This window comes from Oceanobacillus alkalisoli (genome assembly GCF_021556485.1).
In the GTDB taxonomy this organism is placed as follows: Bacteria; Bacillota; Bacilli; order Bacillales; family Amphibacillaceae; genus Oceanobacillus; species Oceanobacillus alkalisoli.
On sequence record NZ_JAKGBW010000008.1, the window covers coordinates 96,080 to 118,249 of the forward strand.

A 22,170-nucleotide genomic window follows, 5' to 3' on the forward strand; every position below is an offset into this window, starting at 1 on the left:
ACGAGATGAAGTTTTTTCATACTGCAGATTGGCATCTGGGCAAACTTGTCCAAGGTGTCTATATGACGGAAGACCAAGAATTTATACTAGAGCAATTCGTTCAGGCTGTTGAAGAGGAAAAGCCGGATGCAGTGATTATAGCGGGAGATCTTTATGACCGAGCTGTTCCGCCGACTGATGCGGTACAGCTGCTGGATGACGTTCTGCACAAAATTGTTCTTGATTTGCATGTGCCGGTTATTGCAATTGCAGGGAACCATGATAGCCCAAGCAGATTGGACTTCGGGAGTCGGTTCATGCAGCAGAATGGGTTTCATGTGATCGGCAGATTGCAGAAGGATTATCAACCTGTTGTATTAAATGATGAATTTGGTGAAGTTTATTTCCATCCAATCCCTTACGCTGATCCGAGTATGATTCGTAATCTGTATGAAGATGATTCGATACGCAATCATAATATGGCACAGCGAAAGATTGTTGAGAAAATACAAGCATCCATTTTGCCGAATACGCGAAATGTTGCGATTGCTCACGCTTTTGTCACACCATTTGGGGAGGAGGCAGAGAACACGAGTGAATCCGAACGGCCGTTATCTATCGGCGGGTCTGAATATGTGGATGCCACAATTTATGATGCATTTGATTATACGGCACTTGGGCACCTGCACCAGGCTCATTATGTTGCAAACGAAACGATTCGCTATGCTGGTTCGCCATTGAAATATTCGATTTCAGAAGAACATCATAACAAAGGATATTATGTTGTAACGATGGACGAAGAAGGCAAAGTCGAATTGGAAAAACGATTGTTCACTCCTAGGCGAGACATGTACACAGTAGAAGGGTTTATGGAAGATATTTTAGAGGAAGCGGTATGTGAAGATTATGTATTTGTCCAGTTGTTGGATGAAACTCCTGTACTTTCTCCAATGGAAAAAATCCGCTCGGTTTACCCGAATGCGATGCATGTTGAACGCAAAATTTACTCAGCCCTCCATCTAACTGATGATTCAGAAGCAATCAAAGAACGAAGAAAAATGACAGAACTGGAACTGTTTCGTGCCTTTTATGAAGAAGTAAAAGGAGAAGCGCCAGGAAATGCGGCAGAGGATATTTTTAAAGAAGCGCTTGAAGCGATTATGAATGAAGATAAATAACGGAAATAAAGGGGGAAATAGAATTGCGGCCATTAAAATTAACGATGACAGCATTTGGACCTTATAAAAACACGGAAATTGTTGATTTCTCCGAACTGAGAGATAACGATATATTTGTCATCTCTGGAAATACGGGAGCTGGTAAAACGACGATATTTGACGGAATTTGTTTTGCCCTTTATGGTACGGCGAGTGGACAAGACCGTGGGGAGTCAAGAATGCTCCGCAGTGATTTTGCTGATGATGATGTCCATACTGCGGTTGAATTAGAGTTTGAACTAAAAGGAAAGCACTATCGCATCCGGAGGCAGCTCGGTCATGTGAAACATGGAAATAAGTCAAAAACGGGTGATGATATTTTCTTTTTCATCCAGAGAGACGGGGAAGAAGTACCGTGTGTCGACAGGCAGATCGTTTCGGAAGTGAATGAACGCGTCGAGCAATTAATCGGGTTAACCCAAGACCAATTTAAACAAATTGTCATGCTACCGCAAGGAGAGTTCCGCAAACTTCTCACTTCAGATACGGAAAATAAAGAAGCAATTTTACGCAGACTCTTCAAAACGGAAAACTATCAATCAATTAATTCCGTCTTAAAAGAGAAACGCGACCAAGCCAAAATAGATTATGATCGGCAATTGCAAATTAGAAATGATTATATTCATGGAATCTCTTCTTATCTTCCGTTACGGGCGGACACGGCAATGAGTGAGTTGCTCGAGGCAGAATACCCCAATATTAATCAAGTTGCTGCTGCGCTAGAGGAAGAAACAGACTTTTATGAGGAACAAATCAGTTCTAGCGAAGAGAAGTATAAGCAAGCTTATGAGTTAAGAAATAAACGACAAAAACAATTTCACGAAGCCGAGCATCTGAATGAACGTTTCCGTGAGTTAGCAGTTAAAGAGCAACAGTTAAAAGAATGGACGGAAAGGGAGGCTGAATTCGCTGCGAAAGAAGCAAGTTTAGAAGCTGCAGAAAGAGCGAATGGTTTACTGCTTTATGAAAGCCAACAGGAACAAGCGATGGAGGATGAACAAACGACTCGTGGAAATCTTAAACAAGCGAAAATTCAATTAGAGCAAGCGAAAAAGGAATTGCAGGAAGCTGAAACGACTTTTGAGGCAGAAAAAAATAGGAAAACAGAAAGAGATGAAGTCGCGAATCAATTGAATGAGCTCGAGAAGTTTTTACCTATCGTACAAGGCATTGAGGAAACGAAACAAAAGATAAACGAAATGAAGAGCCGTGGTTTAAAGACGAAACAAAAGCTTGAAGAAACGGAAAAACAGCTTGAGTCAACAGAAAAAACGTACGAGGCGTACCGGCGTGAAATCACTCTCCTTGATGATCGAATCGAGAAGTTGAGTGATAAGCCGGCAGAGTACTTGAAGCTAAAGGATCAGGTGCGAATTTTTGAGCAGTATAGGAATATTACTGCAGAGATTAGTGAAATCGAAAAAAAGGTAACTTCGATTACAGCATCCTACACGAAAGCAAAGGAAAGCTATCAAGAAAAAGAAAATTCCTGGCTCAGCAATCAAGCGCTTGTACTAGCCGGTCATCTTCACGAAGGAGAAGCTTGTCCGGTCTGTGGGAGCTTCGAGCATCCCGAGGTTGCAACAAGCTCTGATAGAAGCGTGACTAGGGAAGAACTTCAGCTTGCAAAAGCCAGCTTGGAAGAGATGGAAAATGCGTATCGGCAAATAAGCATTCAACTTGAGGCAAAGCGTACCCAGCAGAAAGAGATTGTAGAAGAGGTAACTGTGATAACGGCAGGAGAAGAAATCAAACCTTTCTATGAACAGCTTGTTGTCACTGGCAAAAAGGTTCGTGCCGAGGTAGAGGAATATGATGCTGCTAGAAAAAAACGAAAAACAAAAAAGGTAGAAGAAGAGAAATATGCAGGCATCAAGCGAAAGTTAGAACCACACTTTAATCAACTGAAAGACCAGTATTATACATTGCGCGAAGAATATAAGATGGAAACAGCACTCCTTGAAGAAAGATTGCGGGTTATCCCTCAGTCATTAAGGGATTTAAAGGAATTAAAAATCCAGATTAAATGGACGCAAGATAAAAAAGAACAACTTGAAAAAGCATGGGAATCGGCTGAAAAGCTGCTTGAGGCGAAAAAAGAAGCATACACAAAGAGTGAAGCACATACATTGCATACAGAAAAACAACTAAAAGAGATTACATTAAAAGTAGAAGGTGCAAAAAAAGATTTCCGCGATAAATTAATGGAAGCGAATTTTGATACGGAAGAAGCATATTTAAAAGCAAAGCTACAAATTGATGAACAGAAACGATTAAAACAGGAATTGACGGAATTCAAGCAACAGCTTGCGATACTAACCAAGCAAACGAAAGAGCTGGCGGCAAGCTTAACAGGAAAAGAACCAAAAGATTTAGTTGCACTAAAACAGGAATTGGATGAGCTTGAAATCCAATATGAAGAAACATTCAAGCAGCTTAATGAAGCACGTGACTTCCGGAAACGTGCAATGAAGCGGAAGGAAGAGATTCTGGAAGCGGAAGAGGAATTAGGGAAGAAAGAACAGCTTGTTTCCGCAGTTTCCGATGTACATGACATGCTGCGCGGACAAAACAGTAAGAAAATATCGTTTGAGCGTTTTTTACAGATGGAGTATTTGGAGCAAATTATTCAATCAGCTAATAGCAGGCTACAGAAGCTCTCGAATAACCAGTATTATTTAACGAGAAGCGACAGACAAGAATCCCATGGTAAACAAAGTGGACTCGCGCTTGATGTGTACGATAACCACACTGGATTAACGAGAGATGTAAAAACATTGTCCGGCGGGGAGAAATTCAATGCGGCACTATCTCTCGCTTTAGGAATGTCTGATGTGATTCAGAGTTTCCAGGGCAGTATAGCGATCGATACGATGTTTATCGATGAAGGATTCGGCTCCCTTGATGAAGATGCCCTGGCTAAAGCTGTTGACACTCTTGTCGATCTCATGGAATCAGGGCGCATGATCGGCGTGATCTCCCACGTCAAAGAGCTGAAAGAAATCTTCCCAGCCATCCTGGAGGTCAAAAAAACCCGACAGGGGCACAGTGAAACAGCATTTGTACTAAAATGATATCCCACCGTCCTTACCAACCCTAAGAGCAACCAATCACTTTCAGCCAGCGTAAGTGTTCTGCACGTTCTCATGGTTCGCTCTCTAATCGCCGTTCAGTTGCCCGGAGGACGGATGCGCATCCACGGGCACAGCCTCAGCCTCGCCCCAAAGGACGTGCCAATGCAGACGTTGCCACAGGACGTGGCGTTCTTAGTCTGCCTCGGAAGAAGGGCACTTCCTGCTCAGGTCTGGGCACGTGCTTTTCCCGTAGGAGTCACCGTCCTCCGGGCAACTGAACTGGTAGGGATGATTAATATTAAAAGCATTATTCCAGTGCCATATCTCGATAAAAATAATATTTTTGGAATAATAAACAGTGATCTAAATTCGGCCTTTGCTTAGGAGCAGTCCAGACACCTCGAGACTCCTGCGGGAGGATAGGCCTGGCGAGGAGACTTGCCGGCCGCTCAGCAGGTGCGAGAGGTTCTGGACTGCGGACCTCCAGGATGAGAGTTTGGAACACTTACGCTGGATGAAGGTGACTGTGATTAGTAAGCTTTGTCTAGGTACCTGAAAAGCAAGTTTCTTTTACGGTTGAGTAGTAAATGTAGTTGCGGAAGTGGTGGGAAGAATTTATAATAAGATGGTATATGTTGATGCAATTATAATTGCAATAAATATAGAGGTGTAGAAATGGATTTTAATATAGGTCCGAGGATGTTGAAGACAGGAATCGCAGTGATATTAACCCTTGTCATTACAAACACATTGCAAATGGAACTCGAATTAGTGGCCGCTATAGCCGCCGTCTTAGCAATGCAGCCATCGATCATGCGATCCTTTACTTATTTTAAAGAAGTCGTGATAGGGAACTCAGTGGCCGTTGTTTTTTCCTTAATCGGGATTTTTCTACTTGGTAACCATCCGCTATCCGTTGGTGCGGTAGTAATCATATCGATTGCGATTAACGTTCGCCTCGGCTTAAGTAAAACCGTCAATTTAACCGTATTAACGATTATCGCAATCATGCTCCAAAGTGCTGATGGGATCAATGTACCTTTTATCATTAATCGGGTTTCCCTTGTAGTGATTGGAGTCGTATCGGCATTTATTGTAAATGCATTTGTCTTCCCGCCGAATCATCAGAAGATGCTCTTTAACCAGATTGAGGATGCGATTAATCAGACACTCTTTTTACTGCGTGTTATTCCAAATAAGACGATGAGTGTGCCTACACTTAAAACGGAAGATCGAGAGATTGAAAAAAAAATAACAAAAATCAAGGATTACTTCGATATTATTGTTGAAGAACGCAGCCGATTATTTATCCGGAATAAGATTCACTTTCTTCGTAGTATCGTCATCTATAAACATATGATTCGCGTGCTTGAGAAACAATATACACTTATTACCCAATTGGAAAAAAATATAGAAGAAATAGAAGCACTCGGCAGCGGTAAAAGTCATGTCATAAAAAAGTTAATTAATGAGATGGCAAATTACAGTGAAAACGTATTTTTACTTTATCAAAATAAAATCGTTCTAGACCGTGATCTGCAGCGAGAAACAAAAAATGCAATGCGGCTGACCATTAATAATCTAATTGAAGAACTGCAAGGTTCAGGCTATGATAAGTGGACATATGTATTCCCAGTAGCGAACAGTCTCATCGAATTATTTGCGGAACTCGATAAACTAGAGAAATTTGTGCGCAAAAAAGAAAATCAACCAATGAGAGCCTAGCTTATAGACTAATTCATACCTGGTCTGTAGGCTAGGTTTTTTCTCACGGATTAACGGTCTGTAATACCTCATCTCTAAACATGTCAAGATGGGGAGATAAAGAACCACCCACTGAATGAAGTCTCATTTTATATTCAAAAAGTGAAACATTTCGTTCTTCTTTTTCGTATAGTTAGGAAGACAGAATGAACATAGCAAGAGATGTAAAGAGCGTCTTAGCTCACTTTCTGTTATGATTAATAGTGATATAGATAAAAAAGAAAGGGAGGGTCACATTGAATAAACAACCACCTACATTAACGCCAGAGCAACTGGCAAAATTGAGGAAAATGGGAAAGATTTTCGGCTGGATATTTGGAATTTTGTTAGTGGTAGGACTTTTATTTTTACTTACATTTAATTGGATAACCGATTATATATGGCTGGATAACTTAGGGTTCGGCAGCGTATTCACAACGATTCTTGGAAGTAAAATGACATTGATCGGAGTAGGGTTCGTCCTTTTCTTTGTTGCGTCATTCATAACTTTACAGTGGATCCGCAGTTCATATTTAAATCACTTTCATGAAAGTCAGTTACCGCCATTTCTTGCGGAGAAAAAACTGAGTCGCTTAATTATCGTTGGTACATCTTTCTTCGTAGGGATTTTAGGAAGTTCGATTGTCCAAGGGCTTGGCTGGGAACCGCTGCTCAAGTTCTTGCAGCATGAAAAGTTCGGAGTAGCCGATCCACATTTTAATATGGATATTTCATTCTATATGTTTGTTTTACCATTCTTGGAGTTTATCGTCTATTTAATCTTAACATTGGCGATTTTAGCTCTGCTTGTTGTAATCGGGGCTTATTCCGTCTTTCATATGTATCGCTTAAGTAAGCGGGCACAGCTTCACATTGGAATTACAATCGGACTTGTTGGACTAATGGTGGCAGCGATTCATTTTCTGCAGCCCTATCACACCTTGCTATCAAACCAGGTGAATATCTTCCAGACGAGTGTCGTTTATGGATTAAGTTATACGGATGAGCTCATCAATATACCGAAAGCTTACATCCTAGCGGGAGTTGCAATTATCGCAGCTGTTTGGACGATTATTGTACTATACCGCGGCAGAATCAATTCGGCAATAATTCCAATTGCTGTGTATGTTGTTGTATTGATTGCCGGACAAGGTGCATCGATGATTGTGCAAAACTTCGTCGTTTCTCCAAATGAGTTTCAAAGAGAATCTCCATACTTGGAGCGTAACCTGGAGTTTACACGAGCAGCCTATGACTTGGATGGGATTACAGAAGAGGAACACCCTGGAAACCATTCACTTGATCAAGAAATGATAGAGAGGAACTCCCTCACCATTGACAACATTCGGATTAATGATTCACGGCCATTATTAGATATCTATAACCAAATTCAAACGTTCCGTACGTATTACCGTTTTAATGATATCGATATTGATCGGTACGAAATTGATGGGGATTATCAGCAAGTGTTTATCGGAGCTCGTGAATTAAGTACAGAAGACTTACCGGACCAAGCTCAGACATGGGTAAACAGAAATCTTCGTTATACACATGGATACGGGATTGCGATGAGTCATGTAAATGAAATTACTGCTCAAGGGCAACCACAATATTTACAGCGTAACATTCCTGTTGAAGGAACGATTGATATTGACCGTCCACAGATTTATTTTGGTGAAGAAGATTATAATGATGTTATTGTGAATACAAAGGTGGACGAATTTGATTATCCATCAGGGGACGAGAACGTCTCTACCCGGTATGAAGAAGAAGCAGGGATTCAGCTGAACGGTCTTAATCGTTTATTATTTGCAATCGACCAAGGGTCTTTCCGTTTCCTCGTATCTGATCAACTCGATTCGGAAAGTAGATTATTAAAGACCCGTAATATTATGGACCGGGTTCAAAAAATTGCACCGTTCTTTGAATATGACTCTGATCCATACATTTTTATTAGAGATGATGGAAGCTTAGCATGGATGATGGATGGCTATTTAATCGCTGAGAATTACCCTTATTCGGAACAGTTCAGTGACGACAGCAATTATATGCGTAACTCGGTTAAAGTTGTTGTTGATGCATATACTGGAGAGGTCGATTTTTATATCGTGGAACCGGATGAACCACTCGTCAAGACATATCAGACGATTTTCCCGGATTTATTCACGGAGGAGATTCCAGAAGATGTAGAGCGTCATTTCCGTTACCCGGAGACATTGTTTAAAGTGCAAGCGGAAATGTATGGTACGTATCATATGTCTAACCTAGAAGTATTTTATAACCGGGAAGACTTCTGGCAATTTGCAACGGAGAACTATTTCGATTCCGATGTTGTAATTGAACCGTATTATATAACGATGAAGTTACCGGAGTATGAGGAAGAAGAGTTTATTCTTATGGTTCCATATACCCCGCGGAATAGGCAGAATATGATTGCCTGGATGGGTGTACGAAATGACGGAGAGAATTATGGTGAATTATTCGTCTACACCTTCCCGAAACAACGGAATATTTATGGACCACAGCAAATCGAGAACCGAATTAACCAAGACAGTACGATTTCTCAACAGCTGAACTTATGGTCTCAAGGTGGTTCAGAAGTTATTCGCGGAAACTTGATTGCGATACCGATCGAGGACACGATTATGTATGTTGAACCGATTTACATCGAATCTGCTAATGAAACTTCTTTACCTGAAGTAAAACAGATTATTGTCGCGTATGAAGATCATATTGTGATGGAGACGACTTTTGACCGCGCAATGGACTCACTCTTTGATTTAATGGATCCAGAGAGGGAATCACCTCCAGCCACTGACGACGAACAAGAAGAGCAACCAGAAGATGAAGAATCGATGCCATCTATCCCGCTTGAGGGAGCAGATATGATTCTTGAACAATTCTCAACTTTATTTGATGATTACCAAGAAGCATTATCAAGTGGAGATTGGGAAGAGGCAGGAAGAATTATGGCTGAGATTGAAGAAATACTCGCATCGATGGAATAAAAAAATACACATCGTATAATCTAAGACGCGCAGGCAACCCCTGCCCGTCTTTTTGGATGTTTAATTTTTAATTTTTTAATAATAATGTATATTCATCAACAATCTGGACATCCTAGTCTGGTGTAAAGGTAGTGACAATCGATAAACTACCAAATTGCAAGTACCAGAGAGGTGTAAAGATGAATATTTTTTACAAAAAGCTGGGAATCATTAGTCTAGCTATTATTATTTTCCTAGTGGCAGTATCGATGTTGACACCAGAAGAAGATATCCAAACAGAGGCAGCGAAGACCCAACTTGTAAATAAAGTAATCAAACAAGAGCAAGTTGGTTTGAGAGAAATATCCTTATTCAAGAAAGAATTCAACCATAAGTCAGCACCAGTAACGTATATTTCAAGTGACAGTATTGAACCACGACAAACGTTAGAGGATGCAATTGATTTTGAAGTCTATCCAACCGAACGTGTTGTTGCGACAGGTTATACGGCAGGGTATGAATCAACAGGAAAAACAGAATCCCATCCGGAATACGGCATAACCTTTTCAGGAGTGACAGTGAAGCGGGACTTATATTCAACAATCGCAGCGGACTTAAATGTATTTCCAATCGGAACAATTCTTTATATTCCATCCTATGGCTATGGAGTTGTCGCGGATAAAGGGAGTGCAATCCGAGGCAATAAAATTGATTTGTATTATGAAACGATCGATGATGTGTTTAATGAGTGGGGGAAACAAGAACTTGATGTTTACGTCATTGAGATGGGAGACGGACAGTTAACAGAAGAAGCCCTCGCAGAGCTTAATGAAAACGAAGCCCTCCAAGTATTTCGCTCAGAGTTTACAGGTGAATAAACATACGAAAAATCCAGAAAGGAGTTTAAATTCCTTTCTGGATTTATTAGATGAACCAAGGATGGACAACGAACGCTACAATAATACCAGTAATTGCACCGAAGAAAACCTCAATCGGTTCATGCCCTAATAATTCTTTTAGATCTTCTCGTCTTTCTTTATCCTCTTTTTTATTCCAGTCTCTGACATCTTCAAATATAGTTTGTAAGTCGTTCATCAATTGATTGAGAACAACTGCATGTTTACCTGCATGACGCCGGATCCCGGAAGCATCATACATCGTAATTACACTAAATACACAGGCAACCGCAAATATCGTTGAAGTAACACCTTCCACAATACCTACTGCAGTCGTAAGCGATGTGACAGCAGCAGAATGACTGCTTGGCATCCCGCCTGTACTAAATGCAATACGAAAAGAAAGCTCTCTTGCTACGATTAATTTGATCGGAATTTTTATAAATTGCGCAAAGACAATTGCAATTAAAGCAGCCCATAACGGAAAGTTTGCAAAGATTTCCATTGCTTATTTCTTCCTTCCTGATTGTTTGCCAATGTTTTTTTAAGTTTATCATAGTGGCATAGCATCCGTAAAACAATTGCAGTATAGAAGGAAATAATAAATCAGCGGCTTCCTATCATTCAGCGTAAGTGGAACTTTCTTCTGCATGCTCAGAGGAAAAGCCAAGTTAGGAGCACTATGTCAAATTCCAGAAGTATAATCTTCCACAATTTCTATTCACAATTAGTTGCCCGGTGGACGGTGACTCCTGCGGGAAAGCGAAGACGCTTGAGCCCCCGCAGGAAGTGCTTTCCTTCCGAGGGGGCTCAAGCGCGGGACCCTGGGATGCGCATCCATCCACTGGGCAACTTAACGACGAGTAGAGAGCCAGCCAGGAAAACGTGCAAAATACTTACGCTGACACCGAAAGTAATCAGGCTCTTGCTTTAATCCAGTTTGCAGGTACACGCTTCACAAGCTGAACCATAAAGAAAGCAGCGACAAAGGAAAGGGCCGTATCCTTGATTAGAAAGGGAATCATTCCAGTCCAAGCGATGAGATAAGAAATTTCAAGATTAAGCCACGTATTCATCGCAAGATACATGTAAGAGACTCCAATGACATAATTCAAAATGAGACCGGCAAAAGCTCCTAGAGAATATCCAACCATCGATTCTTTATGAAACTTCTCACTAATCCAGCCGGCAGCATAAGCAATAAATACGAAAGAAATAATAAATCCGCCTGTAGGACTAATCAATGCAAAAGGACCACCTTGTAATCCGGCAAAAATCGGCACACCGCTCGTACCAACAAGAATATATGTAATAATAGCAAAAGCACCGAGCCGTTTACCAAGCATAAATCCAGCCAAAGTTGCAAAAAATGTTTGTAAAGAAACGGGTACACTCGTTCCGCCAATTGGTATCGCAAGAAACGGGAACCATACTGTAATATTTGCTCCTATCGTCATTAAACAAACAAACATTGCCCCAAATGTTAAATCAATTGGTTTAATTCTACTCATAAAAATTCCCCCTTTTTTATGATAATACGAGGGAAATGAGTTTTTGTCAACCTGATTTAAATGGGGGGGTGACATAAAGGAAAGAGCCTCTCGGAAGTTTGAGAGGCTTATCATCAACCAAATTATACAGTTTCTAGTGCGATTTCGATCATTTCATTGAATGTTGTTTGGCGTTCTTCTGCAGTTGTTTCTTCACCAGTTAGGATATGATCGGAAACAGTAAGAATGGATAGAGCGTGTCTGTTAAATTTCGCTGCAAGCGTATATAAAGCAGTCGTCTCCATTTCCACGGCAAGTACTTTATAGGCTGCGAGTAATTCATTTACAGCTTTCGCATTCTCGCGATAAAAGCTGTCACTTGTAAATACATTCCCTACGCGCACTGGCAAATTCTTATCCGACGCAGCATCATAAGCCCCTTTTAATAAATCGAAATCTGCAAGGGGAGCATAGAAAATATCACCGAAAACAAGCTTATTTACCTGGGAATCGGTTGTTGCTCCTTGGGCAAGAATGACATCCCTAACTTGAACATCTTCCTGAAGTGCTCCGCAGCTACCAACCCGAATTAAATTTTTCACATCATACTCATTTATTAACTCATTGACATAGATGGAAATAGAAGGCACTCCCATTCCCGTCCCTTGAACAGAAATATCTTTACCTTTGTATTTTCCAGTATAACCATACATGCCACGAACCTCATTATAGAGCTTCGCATCTTCTAAAAAAGTTTCGGCAATGTATTTTGCCCGTAATGGATCTCCAGGTAATAATATTGTTTCTGCTATTTCGCCTTTTTCTGCACCGATGTGTACACTCATGAATTATTCCTCCTTAAACGATCTTAAAGTAAAGGTATCACACTCAAAAATGAATGACAAACGACAAATAACAACATTTTTGAAAAAATGATAGCCGTTTCACTGGTTATTAGTTTAAAAGTGCCGAAGAATTGTTTATAATAGATGTAAGGGTTATATTGTAACAATAGTTACGGTAAATAGATGGAAGGGAAGCGATAAATATGCAAACAAAAAACTTTACTATAACCGCTGAATCAGGAGTACACGCACGTCCAGCCACATTATTGGTGAATAAGGCAGGACAGTACAGTTCAGATATTCAAATTACGTATAAGGATAAAAAAGTAAACTTGAAATCAATCATGGGTGTTATGTCTCTTGGTATCCCGCGTGGTGCGGAAGTAGAAGTATCTGCTGATGGTAATGACGCAGAAGAAGCTATTGAAGGAATTACTTCAGTCATTGAAGAACATCTAGGAGAGTAAACAATAAAAAGGAAGCGAGAATATCTCTAGCTTCCTTTTCCTATTTTGGCATATACTTCTTTTGCTAAGCGATCCAATGTCTGCAATGCTAGTCGGTTGTAAGCACTGTCTTCTTCGTTCAGCTTCTTTCGATAATCTGTAATTGCTTGTTCGAGTGAGGCGGCATAGTCCGGTACCTTGCCGTCAAACGGATGGACAGCGGGCTTTTTAACATTCATCTTCTCGCGAAAGGCGAGCGCTTTCCGTTCATGGAAAAAGACATTTTCCGTTTCATACATATTATGCAGATCCCCTTGGAGCGGGTGCTTGTGGACAGCAAGTACTTCAATGAGATACATGTCGCCTCGGTCTTCTTTCACCTTTCCGATATATGTTCCGGACCTGTAATGTGCTTTTGCAAGCTCCCCAATGTTTACCTTACCCATTTTACAACCCCCTCTACTTATTGTGCCAAATCCATGAACTTTTTGCGAATAATTACCACTTGTTTTCTATTGAAAGTTAATTTTGCTATAATAAACGGTAAGGATGTGATGAAAAATGGATTTCTTCTATTTTCCGGATGATAAATCTGAAATGATTCTTCCAATACTCACCCTGCTTCTTTTTATTGCTCTTGCATTTGTTGCGGTGAGATTTATGGTGCGACGCTCCAAGAAAGAAGAAGTTAAGTTTGAAGAGAAATATAAAGAACGGATTGAAGAAGTAGAAAAAGAGTTGAATAAAAATAATCATTAGTTCGTATAATCCAACGTTTAAAATATAGCTTTTTTTGGGATACTAAGATTAGTAACCTAAAGGAGAAGAGCTATGCGTTGGATTTTTTGTTTGTTTATTATATTCTTAGCGGCTTGTACATCTAATACAGATGAGGCTTTAAAAGAAGTTGCCATGTTGAATGCGGATGGTGATAAGCTTGGAACGACAACTTTAACAGAAGACGGGGAGGGAGTAAGTATTAAACTCAAGCTGGAAGGGGTGGAACCGGGCTGGCACGGGATCCATGTCCATGAATTTGCTAAATGCGAGCCACCGGACTTTGCGAGTGCCGGTAATCATTTTAACCCAGAGGATAGTGAGCATGGGTTGATGAACCCAGAAGGTCCGCATCTTGGTGATCTCCCCAATGTCGAGGCGGATGGGGACGGTAAAATAGATGTGGAACTTGAACTGCCGGAAGCTACCCTATTAGATGGTAAAAACTCGCTGATAAGAGAAGACGGGACTTCCTTAGTTCTGCATGACAGTCCAGATGATGGATATACACAGCCGAGCGGGGATTCTGGAGAACGGATTGCTTGTGGTGAAATTACTGCAAATTAATTCAATAAGAAAAGCGCCCGAATAGGCGCTTTTTTCAATTTCTCTTACCTTCTATTTTCAACTGCTTTAATGATTCGATTAACAGCTTCCTCAAGAGTAGAGCGGGGGCACCCTATGTTCAGGCGCATAAACGCACTTCCTTCCTCTCCGTAATCAATTCCTGCATTTAATCCGACTTTTGCTTCTTTTACGAAAAACTCACGAATACCTGCCGAATCAAGTCCAAGTCCACTACAGTCAATCCAGAGGAGATACGTTCCTTCTGTTTCGACTACTTTCAGTTCAGGAGCATGTTTTTCAAAGTTTTCTTTCACATATTGATAATGGCTTTCTAATAGAGCGGTCAATTCATCGACCCAAGCAGCACCGTGTGTATAGGCAGCTTGCATTGCAATTTGCCCCATTGTATTTAGCATATTATTAAAACCTTGTTTATGGCAAAACTCGTCCAACTTCGCTCTTACTTCCTGATTCGATGTTACACAATAGGATGTAGCGAGACCAGGGACGTTAAAGGTTTTCGATGGAGCCATACATGTAATTGTTTGATTGGCAACATCCTCGGACAAGGCGGCAATCGGAATATGTTTATAACCAGGATAGCTGAGATCACCATGAATCTCGTCAGAAATAATCAGCACATCATGCTTCACGCACAGCTCGGCCATTTTCTCCAGTTCTTCTTTCTTCCAAACCCGACCAACTGGATTGTGCGGTGAACAAAGAATAAATGCTTTTACTTCTTTAAGTTTAGCTTCAAAATCAGCAAAATCAATCGTATAATAATGATCCTCAAAAACGAGAGGATTTTTGACAATTGTACGGTCATGCGCTTCAATTACATTATAGAATGGTGGATAAACTGGCGTCTGAATCAAAATACCGTCTTTTGGTTCTGTAAATGCTTGGATAGCCATATGTAGGGATGTAACGACTCCGTTACTGAAGGTTAACCATTCTGGTTGAATATCCCATTGATGTCGCTGCTTATTCCAATCAACAATTGAAGCTTTTAGTTCATCATCTGCAATCGTATATCCGTATACTCCATGGCGAGCTCGTTCCATTAATGCTTCATTTACCTCTTTAGGCGCCTTAAAATCCATATCAGCAACCCACATTGGAATGACATCTGGTGATTCAAATAAAGTCTCCGCCATATCCCATTTCACAGAATTTGTATTCTTTCGGTCAATGTTTTCGTCAAAGTTTCCCATTTAATTACCTCCTAGCAATGTTATCACGCATTAACGATCTATAATACCCTACCTTTAAACATGAGGGAAGTCTAAAATCAGAAGGTGGGGATATACAGACCGTAAATCCCTGATTCTGTTCAACTAACATTTAGTGGGGGAGATAAGGCATCCCCCATTGAATGAAGTTTCACTTTATAATCAATTATAACAAAAAAAGAGCAAAGCGCTATACGCTTTGCTTACAGGGGGAATACGAGAAAGTCTTACGATAATAGTATTACCCCTAATTTTGAATTATAAACACATTAACTAAAATATTTATTAAAAAACTAATTTTAAAGTTTGAAACAATATAATATGCCTCTTTTTGTCAAGCGAACCCGTGAATTACTTTCAGTCAGCGTAAGTGATTTGCTCATCCCCTTGAAATGCTCTTTAGTCGCCGTTCAGTTGCCCGATGGACGGAGGCTTGCCGGCTGCTCAGCAGGTGCGAGGGGTGTCTGGACTGGCGGACCTCCAGAAGTGAGTTTCGGACACTTACACTGAATGAAAGCAATTGAATGAATTTCATAATACGTATTTAATGCTTCACCCTCACCATATGTAGTTGGTTCGTTCCCAACTACATATGGTGAGGGGAAAGCCAACTTTGGTAATGGAAATTCATTCAATTAGCAGTTCATTTAAAGATTTTATGTAAAGTGATAGAGAACATTAAAAACAATATTGATGATTTATTCATAACTTCACGTCAGATTATCGAACAAATAAATTCAGGTGAGCGGGAGTTGTCGGAAGGAAATGTTAGTCTCCTAATAGAGAGAATGAGCAGTATGTCAGAGTTATTTAATAGTTCTTTTAAAAATTTAAGAGTTGAACATCAATTGAACAAGACAGATCTGGAAGAAATCTATCTGAATCCGAACCATTATCAAGGTCAAGCAGAGATTGTAGAATTTATCGAGTTGCTCCGTAGGGAAGGCTTCCAAATCATCGAGTCGAGTTTTAAACATCAATCCCGTTTTCAGATCCGGCCGGATTATTATTCAGTCGTTAAAGGGGTCGATGATTGGCGGGAATTTGAAGGAGTTGCAGCATACTTTTCACTTATAGATGATAAATTTGATGTGTACTATCCAGGGATAGATAATATGCATGCTATACCGTGGTATGAATTTGATGATATTTTGCTTGAACTGGAAACAATTTATGAAACGTATCCAGAAAGCAGAAATTTAATTTTCAGGTCGATGCCTTTTAGTCGGTTATTCGCTACCAAGTGGTATTTAAATGACTATTTAGCGAGGAATGCTACAGGGAATTGTGGGAGGATATTCAAAGAAAACTAAAAGAAGAGCTTACCTCTTTTGTAAATGAACACCCTGACTCGTTGTATACACCAATTGTCACAGATGCACTGGAAACATATGAGGAAAACAATTGGCAGCCATATTCCTATACTAGTTTTAATGAACTTTATATCCTGTTTGAGTTAATGGATGAGAATATCGAATTTGACGAGCGTAGAGAGGTGAACAGATGGCCACTCTCAACGAATACACTCAAGAATTACAAACAGTATGAGGAGACAAAAGATAGAACGCTACTATCAAATGATTCGTCATTTGAATTCCTATCATTGTACATGTATGCATCAGTGAATGATAAAGCATTATATGAACAGTTGAAGAGTGACGCTGCACAATCGGATATTATCGACTGGATGGAAATTTATAGAGGTTACTGGAAAACCGTAGTAGTGTGGAAAAGGTAGAATATACATTTCTTAGCAAAGACTTTTCCGTGAATGTGATTGCAACTATTGAGTTAATTGCAGACGATGAAGGTTGGAAGGTAGCGAAGCAAGAATTGTATCATGAGAAGGAATAAAAAGAGCGTCCAATCGGGCGCTCTTTTTATAACGGTACAACCATTCATAAAACTCTGATTGAATGGAGTTTCGTTTTATAATCTTTCTTCTAATTTAGCTTTTTCATCTTCGAATCCAGGTTTCCCGAGAAGTGCGAACATGTTCTTTTTGTATGCCTCAACGCCTGGCTGGTCAAATGGGTTGACGCCGAGTAGGTAACCGCTAATGGCACAAGCTTTCTCGAAGAAATAAACGAGATAGCCGAATGTATACGCATCAAGTCTTGGTACTTCAACGATCAAGTTTGGAACATCACCGTCTGTGTGAGCGAGCATGGTTCCTTGAAATGCCTTCTCATTGATCTCGTGTAGGGTTTTTCCAGCAAGGTAATTCAATCCATCTGCATCGTTATCCGCCTCTTCAAGTGTTAATTCTTTTCTTGCCTCATGGACATGAAGAACCGTCTCGAAAATATTTCTTCTTCCTTCCTGGATGTACTGACCAAGTGAGTGAAGATCGGTTGTGAAGTTGGCAGAAGAAGGGTAAATCCCTTTCTGGTCTTTTCCTTCACTTTCGCCAAAGAGCTGTTTCCACCATTCAGCGAAATATTGTAGGCTTGGCTCATAATTGATAAGGAGCTCCGTTACTTTTCCTTTATTATATAATATATTACGGATTGCTGCGTATTGATAGCTCGGATTCTCTTTTAAATCAGGGTTTGCAAGATCATCCATCGCTTGTTTCGCGCCATCCATCATATCATCTGTATGAATGCCGCTGACTGCGATTGGTAGTAGTCCGACGGCAGTAAGTACAGAGTATCGGCCACCAACGTCATCCGGGATGACGAAAGTCTCGTAACCAGCTTCATCTGCTACGCCTTTTAGGGCACCTTTTTCTTTATCTGTCGTTGCAAAGATACGATTTTTCGCTTCTTCCATTCCATACTTTTCTTCCAAGTATTTCTTGAAAATCCGGAAGGCAACAGCAGGTTCTGTTGTTGTTCCACTCTTAGAAATGACGTTGATAGAGAAATCTTTGTCTTTTAAGAGATCAAATAATTCTGCTGTATATGTTGAGCTTAGATGATGTCCAACAAAAATAATTTGCGGTACTTTTCTTTCATCTTTGGAAAGTAAGTTTTGGAAAGAGTGATTCAGCATTTCAAGAGCTGCACGAGCTCCAAGGTAGGAACCACCAATTCCAATTACAAGCAAAATATCGGAATGTTCACGGATTTTCTCTGCTGCTTGTTTAATCCTTGCATATTCCTCTTTATCATAGTTCTCCGGCAGGTCGACCCACCCAAGGAAATCACTTCCTTGGCCTGTTTTCTCATGAACAAGCTCATGGGCTTTATCGACAAATGGCTGCATATTTTGGAGTTCTTCTTCAGAAAAGAAAGGTAATGCTTTATCATAGGTTAATGTAACTTTTGTCATATGTATTCTCCTTTTTGTACGGATTTATCACGCATTAACGGTCTGTGTAATACACCAACCACAAAATATGAGGGAAGCTCAAATTGTGAAGGTGGGGGATAACAGTCCGTAAATCCCTGATTTTGTTCAACTAACATTCAGTGGGGGAGATAAAGAATCCTCGGGTGAATGAAGTTTCACTTTATTAGTTTAACTTTACGGGATTTACTTTTAGAAATCAAGAAGGAGAGACCTTCATTTTGAATTTTCATTGTTTTGTCAAAAAAAAATGTCCCTCTAAGGATGACTTAAAGGGACTTTTTTTACTTATTTATTTTCCGATTGCTTAATCCATTCTTGTAGTTTGTCTCTTAATGTATTAAATCCTGTAGTAGAGTCATCTGTTGTTGATGGATTGTTATGGGAAGATTTTACTCGGGTTTCTTTCTTTGGTGCTTCTTCAGTAGCTCGAATGGAAAGAGATACTTTGTTCTCCGCTGCATTTACTTCGAGAATTTTCACTTTTACTTCATCGCCAACTTGAAGATGCTCGTTAATGTCATTTACAAATCCGTGCGTAATTTCTGATATATGAACCAACCCTTGTGTCTCTTCATCCAACTCGACAAAAGCACCATATGGCTGGATTCCTGTCACCTTACCTTCTACAATTTGACCGTTTTCTAAACTTTTATTCATGCAAAACAACTCCTATTATTTAATTCAACTCTATTCTTTTCGCACAATTATCCATTCTAACATAAGAATAGGATTCTAGCAAAAAGTCATAGAGTATCTGAGTTGTTGTCAGCTGGGTTATTCGATTGATACTAATTCTTGTTTCAGACTCAGATAAACATCATTCCAAAAATCGGTGTTATCATGGAAAGACTTGCTAATGAATGTATACATTTCTTTTGCCTTTTCTTCATGGTCAGCCGCATCTTTTGATGGAAGGGCAGCACGAGACTCATCGATAAATGTTTGGACTTTAGCTGCTCGTGGTCCCCATTTTGCAACTTCTTCTCCAGCCTCATTAATGAAAATAAAGATGGGAATGGATCTGGCTGTACCGTTCGTTAAATATTGATCCATTAATTCCAAATTATCATCACGGAGCAGCATTCGTACTTCCATATTCGTTTTTTCAGAAATCCGCAGTAAAATTGGAACGTTTAGCATAGCATCTCCGCACCAGTCTTCCGTTAAGACAATCACTCGTAATTTTTTGTTGGCTATTTTTTCAAAAAATGTGTCATCCTTAGGTATATGAAAGTTATCATAAATGTGGAGGAGACCTTCCTTATTCTGTTTCATACTCTCAATATAGTCATCTGCGCTCATTGCTTTTTCGAACCATTGATTTAAAGACATCCAACCCAACTCCTTCATTGTTTAGTCGCTTAAATTTTACCGATGTTCATGCTTTAAGTAAACAAATTTGTCTTCTTTTGTTAAAATGGAATTCAAATAATGCACTCCACCTTCACCGATTGCTTTCATTCAGCGTAAGTGTGTTGCGCATTCTCTAGACTGGAGTTCTAATCACCGTTCAGTTGCCCGGTGGACGGATGCGCATCCTTGGGCACTGCCGGAGCTCCTCGGGCTGAGCACTAAGGGGTCTCCAGACTCGTGCTATTCCCGCAGGAGTCACTGTCCACCGGGCAACTGAACTGGTAGAGATGATTATTATTAATAGCATTTATTCCAGTGCCATTTTACGATAAAATGATATCTTTGGAATAATAAACCGTGATCTCAATATGGCCATTCCTGGTAGCAGTCCAGACACCTCGAGACTCCTGCGGGAGGCAGGCTAAGAACGGTCACGTGCTGTGACCAACGCAGGCATTAGAACTTCCTGTTCGGAGGTAGGCTTGGTGAGACCCCGCAGCAGGCTTGCCTGCGAGGAGGCTTACCAGCCGCTCAGCAGGTGCGAGAGGTGTCTGGACTGCGGACCTCCAGTAGAAAGTTTTTCGAGTTTGGCACACTTACACTGAGTGAAAGTGTTGATTTTTAGGTGTGAGGGTTGAGTGAATGATGATTAGGAGGAATTAAATGACAACGTTCAATCAAGATTTCCTAATGGAATTATTAAATACCGCTTCACCTTCCAGTATGGAAATGGATATTCAGCGGAAGTGGATGGCATATGTAAAGGAATTTGCTGATGAGGTGCGGACTGATAATGCCGGTAATGTAATCGGAATTCTTAATCCACAAGCTCCGTTCAAAGTACTACTCGCAGGACATAGTGACGAGATTGCGCTTGTGGTCAACCGGATCGATGAGCAAGGATTTTTACATTTTGATAAAATGGGTGGAATTAATCCTAAAGCAGCTGTCGGAATGCGGGTTCAAGTGTTCGGTTACAATGGTCAAGTAACAGGAGTGATTGGAGTGAATGCCCAGCATCACGGAGGTTTAAAAGATGATTTCACGCTAGCAGATTTATTTATTGACTGCGGTTATCAGACAAAAGAAGAGGCAGAAAAAGTTGTTCAAATTGGCGACCTCTGTGTATATAAAACAGAACCGGAAATGTTACAGGGCCGTTATATTGCAGGAAGAGGGCTTGATAATCGGACAGGTTCGTTTATTGTAGCAGAAGTATTGAAGCGTCTCTCGGAGAAAGAACTTAAGGTTGGGGTCTATGCCGCAAGTACTGTAAATGAAGAAACAAATATGGGTGGAGCATATTTTGCAGCTGCAGGAATTGAACCGACAATGGCAATTGCTTGTGATGTGACCTTTGCCACGGATTACCCGGGAGTGAATAAGAATAAATATGGCGATATTAAGCTTGAGGGTGGTCCGGTGCTTGCTAAAGGGGCACCGATCAATATTAAAATAAATCGTCTTCTTGAACAAGCGGCAACAGATTTACAGCTTGATGTGCAATATGAGTTAACGCCTAGGCATACAGGAACAGACGCGGACCGGATGCGCTTAACTGGAAAAGGTGTCCCGGTTTCTCTCGTATCGCTGCCATTACGTTATATGCATTCCCCGGTAGAAACCGCAAGTACGAAGGATATGGAAGAAGAAATTGCTTTACTTGTAGAGATGATTGCAAACCTTTCTGGAGATGAGAGTCTGAATCCACTTGAATAAACAAAAAAGAACTGGCAGTAGATAGACCTAGCATTTAAATTATATATGAGTAGAGACTTACTATATTCAATTAAAACATGACACAAATGCAGGATAAAGGTCCTTGTTTTCTTATATCTAGAAAACCAGGGCCTTTTTCTTATGCTTTATCTAGGTTAAATCTATCATTTTTTATTCCGCCACATAGTAAAAACTTATATTTGCAATGCTTTTCACATGAATTACTTAAGAAATATAGCTGACTGTATAAAAACCGGCTAAAAACTATCAAAAGTCCTATGAAGCGAAAGATGAAAACATAATTCAAATCTATCAATTTAGAAAATTCGGTAAAAATTCGACGGTATTCGACACTCTCTTGCTGTTAAACCTACTATACTTGAGCTAACACCTAGAATCAACCTGTCGCTAATTTCTGGAGGAATCGACAAATGTGAGAAAAGAGGAGGTTGGTTTATTTAAAAGTCGAAACTCTGGAGAGAAATTCAAAAAAAGGGGAGGAAAAATCTTTGAGAGTAAAACACAGAAAAAGAACGAAAATCTTC

General features: G+C 40.2%; 21 protein-coding genes. 12 read left to right on the forward strand and 9 right to left on the reverse strand.

Annotated features, from left to right (window positions below; all coding sequences use genetic code 11):
* The first annotated feature begins 5 nt into the window (after positions 1-5).
* The 5 genes from LZD48_RS09915 to spsC all read left to right on the forward strand — a co-directional run bounded on the left by LZD48_RS09915 (position 6) and on the right by spsC (position 9,878).
* The gene (locus LZD48_RS09915; RefSeq protein WP_235762587.1) at positions 6-1,157 is read left to right on the forward strand and encodes an exonuclease SbcCD subunit D; all 1,152 of its coding nucleotides are present in this window, start codon (positions 6-8) and stop codon (positions 1,155-1,157) included.
* A 23-nt stretch (positions 1,158-1,180) separates the two neighbouring features.
* Positions 1,181-4,270 carry an AAA family ATPase gene (locus LZD48_RS09920; RefSeq protein WP_235762588.1) on the forward strand — a complete coding sequence of 1,030 codons (3,090 nt, stop codon included), beginning with the start codon at positions 1,181-1,183 and terminating at the stop codon, positions 4,268-4,270.
* 675 nt (positions 4,271-4,945) lie between these two features.
* Positions 4,946-5,995: an FUSC family protein gene (locus tag LZD48_RS09925; RefSeq protein ID WP_235762589.1), complete on the forward strand. Its 1,050-nt coding sequence runs from the start codon at positions 4,946-4,948 to the stop codon at positions 5,993-5,995.
* Between the two features lie 275 nt (positions 5,996-6,270).
* Positions 6,271-9,021 (forward strand): UPF0182 family membrane protein, encoded by a 2,751-nt coding sequence (locus LZD48_RS09930; protein WP_235762590.1) that lies wholly within the window; start codon positions 6,271-6,273, stop codon positions 9,019-9,021.
* A 179-nt stretch (positions 9,022-9,200) separates the two neighbouring features.
* Positions 9,201-9,878: a stationary phase survival protein SpsC gene (gene spsC, locus LZD48_RS09935; RefSeq protein ID WP_310739804.1), complete on the forward strand. Its 678-nt coding sequence runs from the start codon at positions 9,201-9,203 to the stop codon at positions 9,876-9,878.
* Positions 9,879-9,924: 46 nt separating this feature from the next.
* Here spsC and LZD48_RS09940 read toward each other — a convergent pair whose 3' ends face one another.
* From LZD48_RS09940 to deoD, 3 genes are all read right to left on the reverse strand, one after another.
* Positions 9,925-10,401 carry a divergent PAP2 family protein gene (locus tag LZD48_RS09940; protein WP_235762591.1) on the reverse strand — a complete coding sequence of 159 codons (477 nt, stop codon included), beginning with the start codon at positions 10,399-10,401 and terminating at the stop codon, positions 9,925-9,927.
* Between the two features lie 412 nt (positions 10,402-10,813).
* Positions 10,814-11,407, reverse strand: coding sequence for a biotin transporter BioY (locus tag LZD48_RS09945; RefSeq protein ID WP_235762592.1), 594 nt, complete (start codon positions 11,405-11,407; stop codon positions 10,814-10,816).
* A 122-nt stretch (positions 11,408-11,529) separates the two neighbouring features.
* Complete coding sequence (gene deoD / locus LZD48_RS09950; protein ID WP_235762593.1) at positions 11,530-12,231, reverse strand: purine-nucleoside phosphorylase; 702 nt, start codon at positions 12,229-12,231, stop codon at positions 11,530-11,532.
* Positions 12,232-12,434: 203 nt separating this feature from the next.
* On the opposite strand from deoD, the gene LZD48_RS09955 reads away from it, so the two are divergent.
* Positions 12,435-12,698, forward strand: coding sequence for a phosphocarrier protein HPr (locus LZD48_RS09955; protein WP_235762594.1), 264 nt, complete (start codon positions 12,435-12,437; stop codon positions 12,696-12,698).
* 26 nt (positions 12,699-12,724) lie between these two features.
* On the opposite strand, the gene kapB is transcribed toward LZD48_RS09955, so the two are convergent.
* A complete protein-coding gene (gene kapB / locus LZD48_RS09960; RefSeq protein ID WP_235762595.1) occupies positions 12,725-13,123 on the reverse strand; it encodes a kinase-associated lipoprotein KapB in 399 nt (132 codons plus the stop codon).
* Positions 13,124-13,238: 115 nt separating this feature from the next.
* On the opposite strand from kapB, the gene LZD48_RS09965 reads away from it, so the two are divergent.
* Together LZD48_RS09965 and LZD48_RS09970 are read left to right on the forward strand one after the other, a co-directional pair.
* Positions 13,239-13,436: a hypothetical protein gene (locus tag LZD48_RS09965; RefSeq protein WP_235762596.1), complete on the forward strand. Its 198-nt coding sequence runs from the start codon at positions 13,239-13,241 to the stop codon at positions 13,434-13,436.
* A 72-nt stretch (positions 13,437-13,508) separates the two neighbouring features.
* Entirely contained in the window at positions 13,509-14,021 is a 513-nt protein-coding gene (locus tag LZD48_RS09970; protein ID WP_235762597.1) for a superoxide dismutase family protein, read from the forward strand.
* A 44-nt stretch (positions 14,022-14,065) separates the two neighbouring features.
* Here the strand turns inward: LZD48_RS09970 and LZD48_RS09975 are convergent, their stop codons facing one another.
* Both LZD48_RS09975 and LZD48_RS09980 read right to left on the reverse strand, forming a co-directional pair.
* Complete coding sequence (locus tag LZD48_RS09975; RefSeq protein ID WP_235762598.1) at positions 14,066-15,238, reverse strand: MalY/PatB family protein; 1,173 nt, start codon at positions 15,236-15,238, stop codon at positions 14,066-14,068.
* A 428-nt stretch (positions 15,239-15,666) separates the two neighbouring features.
* Positions 15,667-15,891 (reverse strand): hypothetical protein, encoded by a 225-nt coding sequence (locus LZD48_RS09980; RefSeq protein WP_235762599.1) that lies wholly within the window; start codon positions 15,889-15,891, stop codon positions 15,667-15,669.
* Positions 15,892-15,921: 30 nt separating this feature from the next.
* On the opposite strand from LZD48_RS09980, the gene LZD48_RS09985 reads away from it, so the two are divergent.
* Genes LZD48_RS09985 through LZD48_RS18775 form a run of 3 tightly spaced genes read left to right on the forward strand, consistent with a single transcriptional unit; the run spans position 15,922 to position 17,110 of the window.
* On the forward strand, positions 15,922-16,569 hold the full coding sequence (locus LZD48_RS09985; protein WP_235762600.1) for a hypothetical protein: 648 nt from the start codon (positions 15,922-15,924) through the stop codon (positions 16,567-16,569).
* Positions 16,542-16,994, forward strand: a complete 453-nt coding sequence (locus LZD48_RS09990; RefSeq protein ID WP_235762601.1) for a hypothetical protein — start codon at positions 16,542-16,544, stop codon at positions 16,992-16,994. Before LZD48_RS09985 ends, LZD48_RS09990 begins: the two co-directional genes overlap by 28 nt.
* Positions 16,982-17,110 (forward strand): hypothetical protein, encoded by a 129-nt coding sequence (locus LZD48_RS18775; RefSeq protein WP_255770983.1) that lies wholly within the window; start codon positions 16,982-16,984, stop codon positions 17,108-17,110. The genes LZD48_RS09990 and LZD48_RS18775 overlap by 13 nt, the downstream gene beginning before the upstream one ends.
* Positions 17,111-17,185: 75 nt before the next feature.
* On the opposite strand, the gene LZD48_RS09995 is transcribed toward LZD48_RS18775, so the two are convergent.
* From LZD48_RS09995 to LZD48_RS10005, 3 genes are all read right to left on the reverse strand, one after another.
* A complete protein-coding gene (locus LZD48_RS09995) occupies positions 17,186-18,532 on the reverse strand; it encodes a glucose-6-phosphate isomerase (RefSeq protein ID WP_235762602.1) in 1,347 nt (448 codons plus the stop codon).
* 306 nt (positions 18,533-18,838) lie between these two features.
* Positions 18,839-19,210, reverse strand: a complete 372-nt coding sequence (yugI, locus tag LZD48_RS10000; protein WP_235762603.1) for a S1 domain-containing post-transcriptional regulator GSP13 — start codon at positions 19,208-19,210, stop codon at positions 18,839-18,841.
* A 117-nt stretch (positions 19,211-19,327) separates the two neighbouring features.
* Positions 19,328-19,885, reverse strand: a complete 558-nt coding sequence (locus LZD48_RS10005; protein WP_235762604.1) for a thioredoxin family protein — start codon at positions 19,883-19,885, stop codon at positions 19,328-19,330.
* Between the two features lie 684 nt (positions 19,886-20,569).
* Between LZD48_RS10005 and LZD48_RS10010 the strand changes: the two genes are divergently transcribed.
* Entirely contained in the window at positions 20,570-21,625 is a 1,056-nt protein-coding gene (locus tag LZD48_RS10010; RefSeq protein WP_235762605.1) for a M20/M25/M40 family metallo-hydrolase, read from the forward strand.
* Positions 21,626-22,170: the final 545 nt, after the last annotated feature.